Raw genomic sequence first — 17,388 nt, 5'->3', positions numbered from 1 at the left:
ACATTTTCCGCATCCCACGGGTGGCCGCGGTCCGGGCCTCTCCACGCCCGCCACGGGTGAGGCCTGCAACCCGTCCGACACGTCAGAGTGTTCCAGACCCTTGACCTTCCTCGGTACCCAGCACGCATCACCGGCCGCTTTCCAACTCCCTTTGAATTGCCTCGACCTGTTCCCGGGGCAGTTTCGTCAACCTGACCACCTTCTCCACATTGTCCCCCGCCTCCAGCATGGCCCGGGCCATCTCCCGCCGCGCCTCCCGATACCCTTCCTCCCGGCCCTCCTTCCTACCTTCCTCCCGGCCTTCCTTCCTGCCTTCCTCTCGGCCTTCCCGTCTCGCCCCCTCGATATCCGCCACATATGTCTGCAACCCTTTCATCCGCTCCTCATACAGCCGCCGCGTCTCTTCGTCCTGACTTAAAAACTCCAACGTCGTCAGCGCCTTGCGCATCACCGGATCTCCCATCACCAACACCTCCAATTGTTCTCTCGTTTTCGCTGTCAAAAACAACATCCACTTCACGAGCCGCCTCTCCGTCCCCACGGACTGCTCTTTCAACTTCGGCAACTCCACAAAGTGTATCTCCGCCAAGTCGGTCAACAGCAACCCCGTCTTGTCTTCCCGCAAGTGAAACGTCGAGTGATACGCCTCCGTCTCAATGTACCGAAAATCCACCACATTGATTGTCACAGCCTTCTGCAGCGCATAGTAGCTGTCGCCTTCCTTCAGCTGGCTCTGGAACAGCTTCGCCCAGTAGTACAGTGTTCGCTTTTCCATATCCTGGTGGTTCCACAGCTGGACCTCCACGTTGATCAGCGTCCCGCTCTCCGTCCGGGCTTTCACGTCCAACACCGCCAACTTGTCCGACAGCGCTTCTTTTTCCAAAAACGGATTGAGGATCTCCACATCGGCGATCAGTGGTTCGCCCGAATCTTCAAACACAGAGTTCAAAAAATGCGCTAGGACATCTTTGTTTTCCTCGGTGCCAAAAATCCGCTTAAAAACGAAGTCGACCTTGGGGCTCAACAGCTCCACCCGGCTCACCCCCGCCCCTTCTCCTTTCATTATAGCCTCTGATCCTTCGCCGTTCCATCCACAAGGCCCGGCTGGACCAACCCGAATCCTCCGAAAGGCACAAGTCCCTAACAGTCTCCATCTGTCCGCTCCCAGTGGACAGCGAGTTCCGCCAAAGGTGGACACACACCCCCTCCCCATTTCGACAGGTCAGCCCGCCTTCCTCCCAGGACAACCACCCGAACGACCCGAACCTCACCCGATCCCCTCGACCATCCTGACCGCACTATTCCGCACGCGACGGCTCCCGCCCGGCCATCCCCAACTTTTCAATCGCCACAACCCGCTCAAGCGGCACGGCCCTCCTCCCCGCGCCGTCCCCTGCCTCCAGATACACCCGGCCATTTCGCAAAACTGGAACCCCCTCCCACACCTCATCTTCATAGGGCCCAAACAGCGAGATCCTGACCCGGCTTCCCGTCCCCACGGCCTCCCCCAGGACATATTCGATCTCCGACCACCGATCCTCGGTCCACTCCGGCGCCCGACGCCGGCTGGCTTCCCGCTCCAGCCGTTCCACCATCTCCCGGTGCTCGGGCAGCGTCAGCCTCATCGCCGCAAAAAGATTCCCTTCCGTGATCCGCACTCGGCACCCTTCCTTTATTTACATAAAATGTCCGCCGATCTTTTGGCTGCGGTCCCGCAGTTGGCCTGCCGGCAACAGACTCGCCGCCCGCATGATACTCGTCTCTCCGAACCGGGCGCGAACTTGGTCATAGACCTCGGACAGCCGCCTTCGTTTCGCCACGTCCTTAAACAGCGAAAGTTGCATCGTATCCGACTCGGGCTCCAGCAGATCCACCCCCACACTGACGGCCCGCACCCCGGACCCGTCCCACCAGCGATCCAACAATTGAATCACATGAGGATAAAAGTCCTCAGCCGCATTGAAAGCACGGCCCAGCGTCTTCGTCCGGCTGAAACCACCCTCGAACCTGGCGTATGTGAGGCTGAGACCCACCCGCCGGCCCTTCTGCCGGACGCTCCGCAGCCGGGCGCACACCTCGTCCAGCAACTCCAGAGTCACCACCGCGATGTCCTCGCGTTCAGAAAAATCCCTGGGCAGGGTGATCCGGTGACTGAATCCCTTGTTCGGAGCAGCAAAGGCATTCGGGTCAATGGGGGAATCATCCAGGCCGTGACTCCACCGGTGAATGATCGTTCCCCACACCCCGAATCGCCGCCGCAAACGCCATTCCGGAATCGCCGCCACGTCCCCGATGGTCGTCGCGCCAAACTCACGGTCCAAGATTTCCGCCCGACGCTTCAACCCCCACATCTCATACACGGACAGGGAATGCAGCCGAGAGGATACATCTTTCTCCGTCCACCACACCACTCCGCTCGGCTCCTTCTTCGCCGCTCGATTGGCCATCTTCGCCATCCACTTATTCGGCGCCAAACCCACGCGACATCGGATGCGAAACAGGTCCCAAATCGTTTCTTTGAGTCTCCGCGACGCCGCGATGGGGTCCGGAAACAGGGCGGAGGGGTAGGGTAAGGCAAAGAACGCTTCATCCACGCTAAAGGGCTCGTGAAGGGGGAACATCTGCCGGATCGTATAATGAATTCGAGCGCTCGTCTCCAGATACAACCGCATCCGCGGCTTGACCACCACGGCCTTTGGGCACATCCTCAGAGCCTCGCCCAGGTTCATGGCGGTGGACAACCCCGCCGCTTTCGCCGGAGGTGTCGCCGCAAGCACGATCCCAGAGCGGCGTTCAGGATCGCCGGCCACAATCAAAAGGGGATCCGTCTTATCGTCATCTTCCCGGCGATGTCCGGCAAACTCCGGTCGGCTCGCCGCCTCCACCGAGGCATAGAAACTTTGCATGTCCACCAAGCCATACACCCAAGTCACTCCGGGATCTCGCCCAACCATCTGCGCAATCCCCCTTCGACCTCGGCATAGAGCATGGGCGTCATGAACAGCGCTTCCTGGTGACGCTCGTTCACTTTATAGTGCACGCGGACATCCAGGGGACGGTTCTCCACCTCGATGACCGTCACCCCCCGGTCCCGCAACTCCTGTTTGACCACCCTCATCTCCCGGGTCAGTTCGTTCTGAAGGTATTCGATCTGCAACATCCTGCGAATCAGCGCAGTGGGACGCATGGCCACCTCCAAATACAAACGTATGTTCCTGATCCATTGTATACCCGAGGCCCGCCCGAATCAAGCACAAAAAGACCTTGGGACGGGCAGGTGCCCCTCAGGCCTCCCAAGGTCTCAAACGAGTATTTAGACAACGGAAATTGTGATATGATGAGTTCAAATACAACAACAACGGTTCACAGGTGGATCCTACGAATCACAGGGAGGGACGGATGTTGAAAACAGACACTGGGGCGGCCCTTTTACATTCGAAACTGGACCTTCCACCTCAATTGGGCCATCCTGGCCATGGTGTTTCTCCCGTTCACCCTCTGGTCACTCTATCTGCCAATGGCCATCACGTTTTCCTGGACTATGCCCTTCCAAATTGGGATTGACTTGGCACCCTATTTTGAGTTTTTCCCAATGATCGCGGGATTCGGCCTAATCAGCGGAATTTTGGGCGATCGCAGGTAGGCCCTTTTCCCCCTCCAAAATCCAGGGCCGCGCACTCGGAGACCCGAGGATCCACCCGACCATCGACGGGTACACCCGCGAAGCGATTTTCACCTCGTCAAGTCTGGGCCCCCACTGCCCCTTAGCGGTCGCCCCCGCCCGGGAATAAAGCCTCCGCATACCACTTAGCCACCAGTTCTTTGAGATACGCCTCCATCGCCGGCCTTCAAAAGGCAGCGCCCACACGCCCTGGGTGCGGCACGGGACATTCAGCCCATCCGTGAGCTGAATCTCATTGCCCTTCCTGGCGGAAGATCGTCGGAGGATCGCGAAAATCTCCGGCGCGCTCACATACCGCCCCACATTCCCACAGAAGCACGGCCTTCGTCTCCACACGAGCCCGGCTCCCGGATCCTTCCCCGCATGCGCAGCTTCCGTCTGCCTCCCACTGCTTCGAACATGCTATAATGGCACTGCCATCCAAACATCCGGGAAGGGGATTCGTCATGCAAATGACACCAAGTGCCGCTCATTTGTTGAAGGCCCTTTTTCGTCCCTTAAAATGGGCTGCGGTCGCCGTCGCCTCGGTGACCCTTTTGATAGGCTGTGGACCTGCGGCATCGCCGCCTTATCAAGGACCCAGACCTGGCCAAGGACCTGTACCCAATCCGCCGGCCTCCAATCCACCTTTTGAGAATAAACTACAGCAAAACGTCATCACCCCGAGCCCTAATTTTCAGCCGAGCCCAGCCCCCGTCGACCGAGTGACCGTCCTGTCCGCCGACGGAAAAGAGATGACTCTCGATCTCACCAAGCTACCCGTTTTGTTCCAGGCCTATTGGTGTCCCCACTGCCAGCGCACCCTCGTATTGCTGTACCAGCATCGGGACACCGTCCGGCAGCCGATCATCGTCTCCACCGGATTCGTCCCCGGCACCACCCTGAAAGAGGCCATATCATTGACCGAGCAGGAAGAGACGGCCCTGGGAGTTCATTTTTCCAGCATCTACTATCTCCTGGACAACAACGTGCGGTCCCGGGTTCTGCACCAATACCCGACCCTCTACTTCCCGAGCGGCGGAAAACCTCAGGTGATCACCGGAGAACGGACCCTGGAAATCTGGCAACGGGCGCTTTCCTCTAATTGATAGCCCGGGGCTCCGGCACTGCAATGGCGGATCAATACCGGTTGCCGCTGTGTGCCCCACTCTTTTGTTCCGGCCGGCCTTTCGGCACAATGCCCGTTTGGAGGCCCGTGAGAATTATCATCTTGAGCATCATTCTTGCAACCTCAGGCCACGGTCCGGCCGGCAACATGAATGGAGAAACAATCACCGCTTCTCGTCGGCCGGTATCGCCACGGCTGCAGATTGTTGCATCCCCACAACGTCGGTTAAAAACGCGGCAAACTCATCCCGCAGGTCCTCCCGCAGCAGAGCCACCTCCACAGAGGCGCGGAGCAGACCCATGGGATTGCCGATGTCGAACCGGCGCCCCTCAAAGGGCATCGCCCACACCCCTTGCGTTCGGCACAGGGCGTTCAGGCCGTCCGTCAACTGGATCTCGTTCCCTTTTCCCGGCGGCAGCTCATGGAGAATCGAAAAAATCTCCGGGGTGATAACATACCGTCCCATGATGGCGAGATTCGAAGGGGCTTCTTCCACCGCCGGCTTCTCCACCAAAGCTTTCGCACGATGGCCCCTCCCCTTTGGCCCCGGCCCGTCGGGATCCACAATCCCGTACCGGCTGACCTCGGCAGGCGGAACCTCCTGGACCCCGACCACCGTCCCGCCGGTCTCCTCATAGAGGTCGATGAGCTGGGCGATACAGGGCCGCTCGGCAAACATCACGTCATCCCCGAGAAGCACCGCGAAAGGCTCATCCCCGACAAAACTCCGGGCGCAGGCCACCGCATGTCCCAATCCCCGGGGCTGCTTCTGGCGGATGTAATAGACGTCCGCCAGTTCCGCGATCCGCCGGACCTCCTCCAGGGCTTTCTCATCCCCCTTGGCCTCGAGTTCCATCTCCAGCTCGATATTGCGATCAAAATGATCCTCGATGGCCCGCTTGTTCCTCCCGGTGATGATGATGATGTCCTCGATCCCCGCCGCCACCGCCTCTTCGAGGATATACTGAATCGCAGGCTTGTCCACGATCGGAAGCATCTCTTTCGGCTGCGCCTTGGTCGCCGGCAACAGCCGGGTCCCCAAACCCGCCGCAGGAATGACGGCTTTCCGCACTGGCTTCAACAATTCCTGTCCAACCTCCTTCGAGCGCGCCGGCATAGACCCGCCGACACCCCGCGCCGGCCCCTCCGTACGATCATTGCGCGATTATGCCCGGCGCACGTTCCTTCCAGAGAGTCGGCAACGGCCGAGTACGGAGCCCATTATACCCGAACCGTCTTTGGAACAGAAGCCACCTCGGCCCCCGCATGGCGGACCGCCTCCGTGATTCGGTTGTCTTCACCGGGGAAGAAGCGGTGGAGACATGGAACGAGTGCTCCCCCGGGATCCGTGAACCGGGGGAGCGGCATGATCAGGTGTCCGGGCAACCCGCATTTAACTGTACTGAACCCGAATTTTGTCTCTCCCGTTGACAAACTGGTCCGCTCCCAAAGCGGCCACGCACCCGTCGGCAGCCGAAACCACCGCCTGCTTGGCGGGTGTGCGGCGGGCGTCGCCGCCGGCAAACACGCCCGGGACGTTCGTTCTCAACTGTTCATCCACAACCACATACCCTTCCTCATCCCGCTCAACTTGGTCCATCAGAAAATCCGTCCCGGGTTTCATGCCGGCCAGATACAGGAAAACCCCGTCCACTTCCCACGTTTGTTCCCGCCGTTCGCCGTCCAGCACAACAATGCGCTCCACCGCATGGCCCCCCAATATCTCCTTGATGCGGTGCCTCTTGTAAAGGCGTACGTTTGGCCTCTTTTCCAATCCCGACAGGTCCACTTCCCCCCTGAGTTCTGAACCCGGGATCAGCAAGCGGACTTCTTTACAGAATTTGGCCAGAACTTCCGCCTCGCGCACCGCTTCCTCACTGTCCCCGGCGACGGCGACCACCCGGTTTTCAAAAAACGCCGCATCGCACGTGGAACAATAGCTCACCCCCCGGCCGACAAATTCTTCTTCTCCTTTGATCTTGCCGGAAGGGGCTTTTGCGCCGACGGCGATCAACACACTTTTGGCGCGAATAACCCCTTCCGGAATGTGGACTTTCTTCTCATTCGGATTGGAAAAATCCACTGACAAAACCTGGGTGCGCACAAAGGTGGCCCCGAAGTCTTTGGCCTGAAGTTGCATCTCCGCAAGCAGTTCCCAACCGGTCATCGTTTTGCGGACCCCGGGATAGTTGGCAATCTTGTGAGTCAAGGCCAGGGTGCCGGACGCGGGAGCTTTGTCGATGACCAGGGTTTTCAACCGGCCTCTGGCCGCATACACCGCGGCCGAACTGCCGGCCGGGCCGCCGCCGATGGAGACGAAATCATACACTTCGTTCAATATCTCCAAAGTGACGGGCTGAAAAATATCCTCCGGCGGCACCGGTTTCTCCGGTCCGGCTCCTGCCTGATTCTCCGTTTTTTCCTCATGTTGCCCGGCGTCCGCCTCCGCCTGTTGCTCCAACCCCAAAGCTTTGCGCATTTTTTCCGGTTGAAACCCGAGAATGAGTTTGCCGTTGATCAGGGTGGCGGGGGTGCCGAAAATCTTTTTGGCTCTCAATTCATCAAAATATTCCTTGACTTTGGAGACATTCCTCTCTTCAAAGGGAATGTCCCATTCTGAGAGCTGCTCCTTGACCCTGTGGCAGTAGGGGCACCCCGTGCTCGTGTATACGATAACCTCCGTGGACATCCGTGTTCTCCCTCCCAATTACAGCAACGGGTCTCCCGGATTCCAATTGGCCGCGCACAATCCCCCGGATTGCAGCGCCTGCAACACCCGAAGAGTTTCTTCCACGCTGCGCCCCACATTGTTGTGGTGAACCACCTGGTATTTCACGATTCCTTCCGGATCAATGATGAACAGCCCGCGCAAGGCCACCCCTTCTTCTTCTATGAGAACACCGTAATTGCGGCTCACCTGTTTGGTGATGTCAGAGGCGAGAGGAAAGTGCAGGGGCCCGAGCCCGCCGTGCTCCCGAGGGGTGTTGATCCACGCCGCATGGGAATATTTACTGTCGATGCTGGCCCCCAACACTTGCGTGTCCAATGCCGCGAATTGTTCGTGGGCATCATTCAGCGCAGTGATCTCCGTGGGACAAACAAAGGTAAAATCAAGGGGATAGAAGAAAAATACCAACCATCTTCCCCTGTAATCGGACAGGGCCACTTTCCCGAAGTCCCTCCCGTTTCCGAGGGCCGTTTCCATGTTGAAATCCGGTGCGGGCTTTTCTATCAACGACATTGTCAACTCCATCTCCTCCTTAAAAAATGTTGGGATCATGATGGACTTAGATTAACAGATTATCTTATACAAGTCAATCTTAAATTATAATCAATATAAATTTATCCCTGCCCCGGCCCAACTTCTCACCGGCATCGCTGCCAAACCGTTACTTGAAACATATACATCTGTTTCAAGTACCCGTCCCTTGCGGGACAGGGGCGCCGGTCTTACCCAGTTGCCTAGTGCCGGCTTCCCGTTTCATCGAAGACCGCCCGGCGGGGCCTGGTCTTACATCCTCTCGACGGGCGTTTTTCGTCTCCGGTCCACTCCCGGCGACGGCGGCCGCAAGAGCCGCCAGATTCCTCGCCGCATTCTCGTCCCGGTCCATCACCGTCCCGCATACGTCACACCGGTACACCCGTTCCCAAAGCGGAAAGATTTCCTTGATCGCCCCACACCTGGAGCAGGTCTTGGAACTGGGATACATCCTGGGGGCCTGGACGAGACGGGACCCGTACCACTCGCATTTATACCGCAACTGCCGTCTCAACTCCGCCAGCCCCGCGTCGTAGATCGCCCGGGACAATCGCCGGTTCCGCCCCATCCCCGCCACATTCAGGTCTTCCACCACGACGGTGCCGAACGTGGTCGCCAGCCGGTGAGTCAGCTTGTGCATGGCGTCCAAGCGAATTCTCGCCACCCTCGCGTGGGCCCGGTTCAGACGCCGACGGGTATCCTCCCAGTGTCGGCTTCTGCGTTTTCGCCGGACCAACTCCCGGTTCAACCGCGCGATCTTTCGCAATGCCTTGCGCAAGGGTCGCGGGTTCGGCACCTTCTCCCCCGTGGACAGGACCGCCAGGTGTTTCAGCCCGGCGTCCACTCCCACCACGTCCCGGGGGCGCTTCGGCCGCCCGGCGTCCCGCTCCACTTCGCAGGTGAAACTCACAAACCATCGCCCGCCTTCCCGGGAGACGGTCGCCGACAGAATCCGCGCCCGGTCACTTTGCACCCGCTCCAAAAGCGCCGTGGTCATCTCGTGCGTTCTCACCCGCCCGATCCGGGGCAAAACGACGTGGCTTTTGTCGTCCACCCGGATCGCTCCCGTCGTGAACCGCACCGATTCCCGATCCCGGCCCTTCTTCCGGAACTTCGGAAACCCCACCCGACGCCCCTTCCGCTTCCCAGACCGGCTGTCGAAAAACGCCTTCAGCCCCCGGGCCAGGCCGTCCAGCCCCGCCGAGTACGCTTCCTTGGAATTCTCCCGCCACCACGGGGCGACTTGTTCCTTCTGCCGGTTCCACTCCCTGCGAAGGGCCGCAAGCGTCCACGGCACTTCGACGTCTTCGCCTCGTTCTCTGGCCTCCAATCGCTCTTTTACCAATGCCAGCCCCCAGTTAAAGGCAAACCGCCGGGCTCCGGTGTGGGAGGCCAGCATCCTCTCCTGATGCGGCGAAGGATCGAGTGCAAAGCGGTACGCCTGAAGCGTCTTCATGATTCTTTCCCATCCTTTTTTGCGGCGGTCACAGCCCGCAAAGCCCGATTCCTCGCTCCCCGTCGGCCGTACAATCGGGCGCAGAACGATGTCAAGACCTCGATCATGTCCCGGACCAGATCGTCGCGGGTCTCCCCGGAATCCACCACCACGATGTGACGGCCCTGAGCAGCCAGTGCAGATTCCAGGTACTCCACGCCAAACCTCGCCAGTCGATCCTGGTGTTCCACAATGATGGTCGTCACCCGCGCATCCGCCAAAATACGCCGGAGCTTTGGACGTTTCCCGTTTATCCCCGATCCGACCTCCGTCACCACCTCGTCCACGACGAGATCTCGCTCGGTTGCCCACTGGGTGATTCGAGACACTTGCCTGTCCAAGTCACTCCTCTGGTCGTGAGAGGACACCCGGGCATACACGACCGTCCGGCCGCCTTCACGGGTCGGAGGAACATCCACCAGGATCGTACCGGATTCGGTCTGACGGGCGGGTACAGGCAGCTTGCCATCCTTCCACCAACGCCAAGCGGTCATGTAGGAGATTCCTTGTTGTCTAGCCCAATCAGATAGTTTCATGAGACGATTGTACAACAGAAATATATGTTCGTCTATAGATGTTTATGAACTTCCAGGCTGTTGATCACCCCTTTCTCGGCAGCGGAATCTCAACGATTTCTCCAAACCTTCTCCACCGTGCCATCAAAGTATGGCGCTAGAATGAAACCGCAATGTCCGGCTCACAGAGTGCCCCGATAGGGCCGTGAAATACCCTTGCCGTGGAGAAAGGAGTTGGAGTCTTGAAACGGGTTCGCAGAATTCATTTGTGGATCGGGCTTATCTCTTCGCTGTTCATATTCCTGGAGGCGCTGACAGGGCTTCTCTTGATGGAACCCCGATTAATTGGTGGGAATCCCCCTATCGAACAACGATTCGGTGACAGCGGAGGTTCGGCCGTGAATACCCAAAACATAGAAAGAGCCGTACAAGGGAACGGGGTTATTCCTCCCCGAGAAAGCGGGACGTTCCAGCGAGACAGAGAGAACTTTGGAATCATGGGGATTATTCGCGGCCTGCACGTGGGCCGCATCGGCAATATCAACGTTTCATGGCTGACCGACCTCGTGGCCGTGGCGATGATGTTGTTGTCCGGAACCGGCATTTATCTCTCGCTGAAGATTCTCCGGGCGGAAAGAAGGAGAAAGTTCACCCCGCAAAGCGAAGAAAACGGGGTTTGAACGGGCGAACCTCTTCCCGAGCGGCACAGAAGCGAAGGCCCCGTAGGGAAACCGGCCGGGCAATTCCTTTCGTGAGGGGCCTGCGTGAAATCGTGAACTCGGCCTGGATCGGTCGGATCTACTGTGGCTTTGTTCGGTTATCCTGACCGGCAACGGTCTGGTGTTGACCGGTATCGGCATAATGGGGCAGTATGTATCGAGAATTTACGACGAGGTCCGTCAACGCCCCCTCTACATTGTGGAGAGCGCCAGACGGTTGAAAAGGACGTCATCCCATGAATGAGGCAGCCAAGATATGGCGGAACCGGGCCGGGCAATGGATGCGTTTCGGTATGGTCGGGATGCTGAACACCGTGGTGGACTTCCTCGTGTTTTTTGTCCTGGTCCGGGGGGCGCACTGGGGAGCCGCCCCCGCCCAGGCCGTGTCATACACGTGCGGAGTGTGCAACAGCTACCTGTGGAATCGTTCGTTCACCTTTCGGAGTCGGGTTCGGCCCGGTGCCGCGGAGTTCGCCAAATTCCTGCTGGTAAACGCGTTGTCCTGCGGGATTTCCTCCCTCGCCGTTTTGATACTGGAGAAAAGATCCTGGTCTCTGCCCCTTGCCAAAACCGTGGTTACTCCCCTGGCCATGGGCATCAATTTCGCTGGGAGCAAACGGTGGGTATTTCGTTCGGATAAAGGAGGAGCCCGGCGGTGAAAGGTGGTCGTACATGGGATTGGAATGCTGGGAAGGTTCCTGCTTTTTCTCGCAACTGTATACGCGGCCCTCTATCTGTGGCATCGAAGGGAGATCACGGTGGAAGCTCTGCTCAAGGCATCTGCCCGGTGTACAGATTCCGCATCGGCCTGTCATGCTACTGCGTCGGCGGCCCGACCGCCACCCGTTTCCCCTCTTTCAGGCCCTCCAGTTGGGGATTCTTGATCACCAGATCCCCGGCATTCAACCCCTGCGCGATGACCACCAGTTGGTCGGTCTCCATGCCCTTCCTCACTTTCTGTATCCGGGCTCGGCCGTCCCGCACCACCCAAACGGCGTCGCCGTCCCCGAAAAAGAACAGGCAGGTTTTGGGTACCGCCAGCTTGTTCGCCTGCTCCAATACGCGAAACTGAACGTCAAGAGCGTAGCCCGGCCTCAGATCTGGGGCATTCTCGCCGGGCTGGACAGTCACCTTCACCCTGTGTTCGGTCAGCCCCAAGGTGGACACCTTTTCCACGGCCGAGGGAGCGACAGCGGTCACCGTGCCGGAAAAGCGGTAATCCCCGTCCTTCCGCTTTTGTATGAGGGTCACCTTCATCCCCGGCTTGACATACAGCACGTCTTCGGTAAGAACGTAAACGCCGACCCGGTATCCACCCGTTCCCGTCAAGTTCATAAGCAAGCTCTGGGGGGCTACCGCCATCCCTAGCTTCACGTTCAGTTCCCGCACCACCCCGTCCACGGGCGCGGTAATCCGGCTGTCAGCAATCCGGCTCTCGACCTGCCGAATCTGCGCGTCCACCTCCTCGATCATACCCTGAAAATATGCCTCCGTAGCCGTCGTTGCCGTTGCGGCGGTTCCAGTGCCGCCCGGCGCACCCCCTGGCGAAGCGCCGCTCACCTGGGCCTGCAAGAGTTGCAGCTTGGACTCCTGCTGGGACTGTTCGTTTTCCAACTGCTTAACTTTGCCCTCCGCCGCATCCAAATCCGTTTTGGACGCCGCCCCCGCCTCGTACAGACCTTTCGTGCGCTGGTAATCCTGCCGGCTCTGCTCCAACTGCCGCCGGACTTCCCCCAGCACCAACTGCTGCTGCTGGACTTGCTGGCCCAACTCCTGGAACGACTTGTCCCTCTGCCCTTCCAGACTCGTGCGCTGAGCCTTCAACCGGGCCAGTTGGTATTCCAGATCTTTTGTATCGATTCGGGCAAGAAGGGTACCCTTCACCACCCGCTGTCCTTCCTCCACGGGCAGTTCCGCAATTGTTCCACCGATCGGGCTGTAGACGGGCCGATCCACCGCCGCCTCAACAATCCCTTCTTCCGTAAAATCCATCGACACTGTTAGCGGTTTCACCACGATCAGTTCCGCTACAAGCGGCCGCTGGGTGTTCCAGACGACATAAGCCGCAGCGGCAACCGCCCCGATCAGGACAAGCGCCCATTTCACCCACCGTTTCATCCTTGGTCCCTTCCTCGCCCGTTACTCCCGTTCTTTCAAAACCCCGACTATATCTAACTTCGCCACCTTCCAGGCCACCCAACTCTGCGCCAGCCACACGGCCAGCACCGTGCCTGCCAAAGCCAAAAACAGTGCAGACAGCGGCGTCAAAGCAGGTATCGAATACAAGTCGCTACTCAAACTGCGGGAGATGGCCCAGTTGACCCCGTAAGTCAGCGGGACGCCGCCTGCAATCCCCGCCACGGCGAGCAACCACTGCTCCAAGGAGATGACCTCCGTCACTTCCCGGGACCGCAAGCCCAGCACTCGAAGGGAAGCCAGTTCCCGTTTTCGTTCCGCCAGGGAAATGACACTGGAATTGTACACCACGGCAAAGCCTGTGACGACCGCCATCAGGTCCATCACCCAAATCATAGACGAATACGAGGCCATCAGTTGTTGATATTTCTCGATCATTTGGCGCTTGTCTTCAATGGTGCTCACCCAGCGGGCCTCGGCAAAGGCGTCCTTGAGGCCCGCGACAGAGCCGGGATCGACCGCTGCCAGCACGGAGGTGGCGGCCTCCTGCTGCCCCAATAGCCGGAACATCGCCTCCCGATTCATATAGACGTTGGAGCCCAGATACTGAGGAACGACCTCCGCCACCCGGACAAAGACCGGCAACTCCTTGGCCCAGGGACTCTCGACCCGGATCACGTCCCCGACCCCCGCCCCGAGGCTGTCGGCAATCTGTGCGGACAAGACCATGCCATCCGCAGGAATCCGCACCGGGTTCCCAGCTTTGTCCAGGGGCGTGAAAAGTTGCGAGTCCGGCTCCAAAGCCAGAGCCACCACGTCCTTTTTGCGATACTCATACTCAAGGCTCATCGGAACCTCCGCCAAGGGTTCCGCCCGTTTGACCCCCCCGGCCCGCTGCAGCTCCCGTGCGGCTGGGTCCGCCGGCAACGGCTTGCTGAAGGAGATTTTGACATCGTATTTCTGCACCTTGGTGAACTGCTCCATGACCATGAAGTCTTCGGCGGAAGTCAGAGACCACAAAACGGCCATGATGGTGAAGGTGAAAACGGTCCCGATCCATGTAAAAAAGCTGCGCCCCTTGTTTCTCGCGATGTTGCGCACGGCCATCCGACCCTGGACCGTGAAGGCCGTCCAGAATCCAGGAATCTTTTCCATCCAAAATCTCCGGTTGAAGACGGGAACCGGCGGGCGCATCGCCTCGACGGGCTGCAATTTCAGAACACCCTTCGCCCCCTGAAATGCGGCGAACAAGCTGAACCCCACCGCCGCCATGACACCGCTTAACACATATTCCCAGGAAAACCGGCCCGTCAACCCGGGCAGACTGAAATATTCCCGATAGATCGCGGTCATGGACGCCGACAGGGCCGCACCGAGCAGCCCTCCCAGAATCCCCCCGGCGACCCCCACGATCAGACCGTAGGAAAGGTAGTGCCGCAAGACTTCCTCATTGCGGTAACCGAACGCTTTCATGATGCCGATTAGACCCCGCTGGGAATCCACCAGCCGCTTGAGCATGATGTAAAGAATGATGGACGAAATCGTCAGAAACAGCAGCGGCACGCTCCGCGACACCTTATTCAACTGCTCCAATTCCTGGCTCAATATCGCGTCGCTGGGCTGGTCCTTTCGGGGGTAAAGGGTTTCCAGACCGTACCGTTCCAGTTCTGTCCGGACGTAAGGGCTGACGTCGTCGAAGGCGTATCCCTGCTTTAACGTAAACGCCACATCGTTGATCAGCCCTTTTTGGCCAAACAGGCTCTCCATCACCGGATAAGGCACATATGCCACTTCGAAGGTCCGGGGGTCGGGAAAAATGTTCTGGGCGTCTTTCATGGCGTAAATGTACTCCGGACTCTGGCCGGCCCCGGCGATTTTGAGCTCCACCTTCTTTCCTTCGATGATGACGGTCAAGGAATCCCCCGGAGAGAGCCCGTTGGCCGCGAGAAACTTATAGGCGACAACCATCGCCTCATCCCGCTCTCCGGGAAACGAGCCCTGGGACAGCTTCACCGCATTCAGGCTGCGGGGGTTTTGCGTGTCGTAGGAAATCAGCCTCAGGTACACGTTGTCCGCCGGGTTCGCCGTCCACACCCGGACATCCTCAACCAGCCGCCCTTGGACCTCCCCGATGCCCGGGATCTCCCGCAGGCGGTCCACCTGGGACAAAGGCATGGCCCTCACCCGGGCAAAGCCGTCTGCAAAACGGTATTCCCGATAAAAGCTTTCTCTGGCCGCCAACAGATTGTCCCGGGCCATGAGCATCGAGGTGTAGGTCGCAAGCCCGATGACGATCACGGCGATACAGGCCAGATAAGCCGTTTTGTTCTCCCAAACATCCCTCCACATCTTTTTGCCGAGAATCACCACGAAACCTCCTCGGGCGGCACGGGGTCCGGCACGGCCTCGATGCGGTCCAACCTCCCGTCTTTCAAATAGAAAACCCGGTCCGCCATCCGTGCAATTCCCGAATTGTGGGTGATGATGATGACCGTTTTGCCGTATCTCAGATGAAAATCCCTAAGCACTTTCAACACCTGGATCCCCGTGGCCGAATCCAGCGCCCCGGTGGGCTCGTCGCAAAGGAGAATCTCCGGGTTTTTGGCAACAGCCCGGGCGATGGCCACCCGCTGCTGTTCACCCCCGGACAGTTGGGCGGGAAAATGATCAGCCCGATCGCCCAGTCCCACCTGGGCCAACACCTCGTCCGCCTTCAGGGGATGTTTGGCGATTTCCACCGAGAGCATGACGTTTTCGTAGGCGGTCAGGTTCGGCATGAGATTGTAGAATTGAAAAACAAACCCCACCGCGTCCCGCCGGTATTCGGTCAGTACCCTTTCCGACGCGCCGTGAAGGGGTTTGTTTTTGTAATAGATCTCTCCCGCCGTGGCCGTGTCCATGCCGCCGATGAGGTTAAGCATGGTGCTTTTGCCCGATCCGCTGGGGCCAAGGACCACCACGAACTCTCCGGCGTAAATGTCGAAGGTGACCCCTTTGAGGGCGTCCACACGGACCTCGCCCATCTGGTACGATTTGGTCAAATTGCGCGCCTTGAGCACGATCTCCATGAGTTTCCCCCCGGCCCGGCAGTACGCCACAGACAGCATACCGCGGCACGAAGCCGTAGCATCCCGTGAGGCAAGAGCTCCGCGGCACCGGCGGTCACGCTAAGTCCGCGGCTTGTGCGGCGATATCGGTCCGGTGATGCATTCCTTGAAACCGAATGTGTCCTACCGTGGCATAGGCAGCCCTTCGGGCATCGGCAAGACTGTTGCCGAGTCCCGTCACACCGAGCACCCGTCCCCCGGCCGTCACCAGGCTGCCGTCGTCCGCCCGGGCGGTTCCGGCGTGGAAGATCAGCGCCTCGTTTTGGTCGCCTCGTTGCAAGGAGCCGTCCTCATCCAGTCCGGTGATCGAGTCCCCTTTGCGATACGACCCCGGATACCCTGCCGCTGTCAAGATCACACAAACCGCGGCCTGGGGGGACCATCTCACCTCAATGCGGTCCAAGGTTCCGTCCAACACCGCCTCGAGTACATCCAACAAGTCGGTCTCCAGGCGGGGCAGCACCACCTGGGCTTCCGGGTCCCCGAAACGGGCATTGAACTCGATCACCTTCGGACCTTCGGCGGTGAGCATGAGCCCGGCATAAAGTACCCCGTAAAAGGGCCGCCCGTCCTCAACCAAAGCCCGGGCCACCGGCCTTAGGATCTTGCTCTCCACCCGGGTCATGGTGTCCTCATCTATCCACGGCACCGGTGAATAGGTCCCCATCCCCCCGGTATTGGGCCCGCGATTGCCGTCAAACACCGGCTTGTGATCCTGGGCCGGGACCATGGGCACCACCGTCTCCCCACTGACGAAAGCCATCACCGTGGCCTCCCGGCCCTCCAACATCTCTTCCAACACCACCCGCCGGCCGCTCTCGCCAAACACGCCATCCACCATCATCGACCGGAGCGCCGCCTCGGCTTCCTCCACCGTCCGGGCCACCACCACGCCTTTGCCCGCCGCCAGGCCGTCTGCTTTCACCACCACCGGAGCCCCGCGGCTCCGAAGATACCTCAGCGCCTCCTCGTAGGAATCAAACGCCGCGTACCGGGCTGTGGGAATCCCCACCCGGGTCATCAGCGCCTTCGCATAACCCTTTGATCCTTCGATCTCCGCCGCCGCCCGGCTCGGTCCAAAGATGCGCAGCCCCGCCTCTCGAAACCGATCGGCAAGCCCGGCCAGGAGCGGAGCCTCGGGACCGACCACCGTCAGATCGACCCTCTCCCGCTCCGCCAACGCCAACAACCCCTCCACATCCTCCGCCCCCACCGGCACATTCCGGCCCCATTCGGCAGTGCCGGGATTCCCCGGGGCACACAAAATCTCCGGCCTCCGGGGACTCTGGGCGAGCTTCCACACCAGGGCGTGCTCCCGCCCACCTCCGCCTACCACGAGGATTTTCATCCCGATCCCTCCCGTCCCG

The 17,388-nt window shown here is 59.5% G+C and carries 16 protein-coding genes; 3 read left to right on the top strand and 13 right to left on the bottom strand.

Translation table 11 applies throughout. The annotated features are described in order from the left end of the window. Positions 1-127: 127 nt before the first annotated feature. The 4 genes from CVV65_RS01495 to CVV65_RS01480 form a co-directional block, all read right to left on the bottom strand. Positions 128-1,042 (bottom strand): Rpn family recombination-promoting nuclease/putative transposase, encoded by a 915-nt coding sequence (locus tag CVV65_RS01495; protein WP_232796670.1) that lies wholly within the window; start codon positions 1,040-1,042, stop codon positions 128-130. A gap of 256 nt (positions 1,043-1,298) precedes the next feature. Beyond that, entirely contained in the window at positions 1,299-1,658 is a 360-nt protein-coding gene (locus CVV65_RS01490; protein WP_232059545.1) for a YolD-like family protein, read from the bottom strand. Between the two features lie 18 nt (positions 1,659-1,676). Next, the gene (locus CVV65_RS01485) at positions 1,677-2,954 is read right to left on the bottom strand and encodes a DNA polymerase IV (RefSeq protein WP_100666648.1); all 1,278 of its coding nucleotides are present in this window, start codon (positions 2,952-2,954) and stop codon (positions 1,677-1,679) included. Continuing rightward, positions 2,930-3,187 (bottom strand): YhjD family protein, encoded by a 258-nt coding sequence (locus CVV65_RS01480; protein ID WP_133121183.1) that lies wholly within the window; start codon positions 3,185-3,187, stop codon positions 2,930-2,932. The genes CVV65_RS01485 and CVV65_RS01480 overlap by 25 nt, the downstream gene beginning before the upstream one ends. A 941-nt stretch (positions 3,188-4,128) precedes the next feature. Here CVV65_RS01480 and CVV65_RS01470 point away from each other — a divergent pair. Further along, entirely contained in the window at positions 4,129-4,770 is a 642-nt protein-coding gene (locus tag CVV65_RS01470) for a hypothetical protein (RefSeq protein WP_100666646.1), read from the top strand. Between the two features lie 183 nt (positions 4,771-4,953). Here the strand turns inward: CVV65_RS01470 and galU are convergent, their stop codons facing one another. The 5 genes from galU to CVV65_RS01445 all read right to left on the bottom strand — a co-directional run bounded on the left by galU (position 4,954) and on the right by CVV65_RS01445 (position 10,080). Continuing rightward, a complete protein-coding gene (gene galU, locus CVV65_RS01465; RefSeq protein ID WP_198592079.1) occupies positions 4,954-5,874 on the bottom strand; it encodes a UTP--glucose-1-phosphate uridylyltransferase GalU in 921 nt (306 codons plus the stop codon). A gap of 309 nt (positions 5,875-6,183) precedes the next feature. Continuing rightward, a complete protein-coding gene (locus CVV65_RS01460; protein ID WP_100666644.1) occupies positions 6,184-7,479 on the bottom strand; it encodes an FAD-dependent oxidoreductase in 1,296 nt (431 codons plus the stop codon). An 18-nt stretch (positions 7,480-7,497) separates the two neighbouring features. Further along, complete coding sequence (locus CVV65_RS01455) at positions 7,498-8,031, bottom strand: peroxiredoxin (protein ID WP_407928399.1); 534 nt, start codon at positions 8,029-8,031, stop codon at positions 7,498-7,500. 172 nt (positions 8,032-8,203) lie between these two features. Further along, positions 8,204-9,505 carry an IS607 family element RNA-guided endonuclease TnpB gene (gene tnpB / locus CVV65_RS01450; RefSeq protein ID WP_100666643.1) on the bottom strand — a complete coding sequence of 434 codons (1,302 nt, stop codon included), beginning with the start codon at positions 9,503-9,505 and terminating at the stop codon, positions 8,204-8,206. After that, positions 9,502-10,080, bottom strand: coding sequence for an IS607 family transposase (locus CVV65_RS01445; protein ID WP_100666642.1), 579 nt, complete (start codon positions 10,078-10,080; stop codon positions 9,502-9,504). Before CVV65_RS01445 ends, tnpB begins: the two co-directional genes overlap by 4 nt. A gap of 200 nt (positions 10,081-10,280) precedes the next feature. On the opposite strand from CVV65_RS01445, the gene CVV65_RS01440 reads away from it, so the two are divergent. Both CVV65_RS01440 and CVV65_RS01430 read left to right on the top strand, forming a co-directional pair. Next, complete coding sequence (locus CVV65_RS01440; protein WP_100666641.1) at positions 10,281-10,739, top strand: PepSY-associated TM helix domain-containing protein; 459 nt, start codon at positions 10,281-10,283, stop codon at positions 10,737-10,739. Positions 10,740-11,014: 275 nt separating this feature from the next. After that, positions 11,015-11,437 (top strand): GtrA family protein, encoded by a 423-nt coding sequence (locus CVV65_RS01430; protein WP_100666640.1) that lies wholly within the window; start codon positions 11,015-11,017, stop codon positions 11,435-11,437. A 157-nt stretch (positions 11,438-11,594) separates the two neighbouring features. On the opposite strand, the gene CVV65_RS01425 is transcribed toward CVV65_RS01430, so the two are convergent. The 4 genes from CVV65_RS01425 to purD all read right to left on the bottom strand — a co-directional run bounded on the left by CVV65_RS01425 (position 11,595) and on the right by purD (position 17,369). After that, positions 11,595-12,896, bottom strand: a complete 1,302-nt coding sequence (locus CVV65_RS01425) for an efflux RND transporter periplasmic adaptor subunit (protein ID WP_100666639.1) — start codon at positions 12,894-12,896, stop codon at positions 11,595-11,597. 21 nt (positions 12,897-12,917) lie between these two features. Then, positions 12,918-15,281: an ABC transporter permease gene (locus CVV65_RS01420; RefSeq protein WP_232796669.1), complete on the bottom strand. Its 2,364-nt coding sequence runs from the start codon at positions 15,279-15,281 to the stop codon at positions 12,918-12,920. Further along, entirely contained in the window at positions 15,278-15,982 is a 705-nt protein-coding gene (locus CVV65_RS01415) for an ABC transporter ATP-binding protein (protein WP_100669094.1), read from the bottom strand. Before CVV65_RS01415 ends, CVV65_RS01420 begins: the two co-directional genes overlap by 4 nt. A gap of 94 nt (positions 15,983-16,076) precedes the next feature. Then, positions 16,077-17,369, bottom strand: coding sequence for a phosphoribosylamine--glycine ligase (gene purD, locus CVV65_RS01410; RefSeq protein WP_100666638.1), 1,293 nt, complete (start codon positions 17,367-17,369; stop codon positions 16,077-16,079). Positions 17,370-17,388 lie beyond the last annotated feature (19 nt).

The sequence above is a fragment of the Kyrpidia spormannii genome (assembly GCF_002804065.1).
Lineage (GTDB): Bacteria > Bacillota > Bacilli > Kyrpidiales > Kyrpidiaceae > Kyrpidia > Kyrpidia spormannii.
Note: the sequence above shows the minus strand (reverse complement) of the source record. Positions and strands in the feature narration are given on the sequence as shown.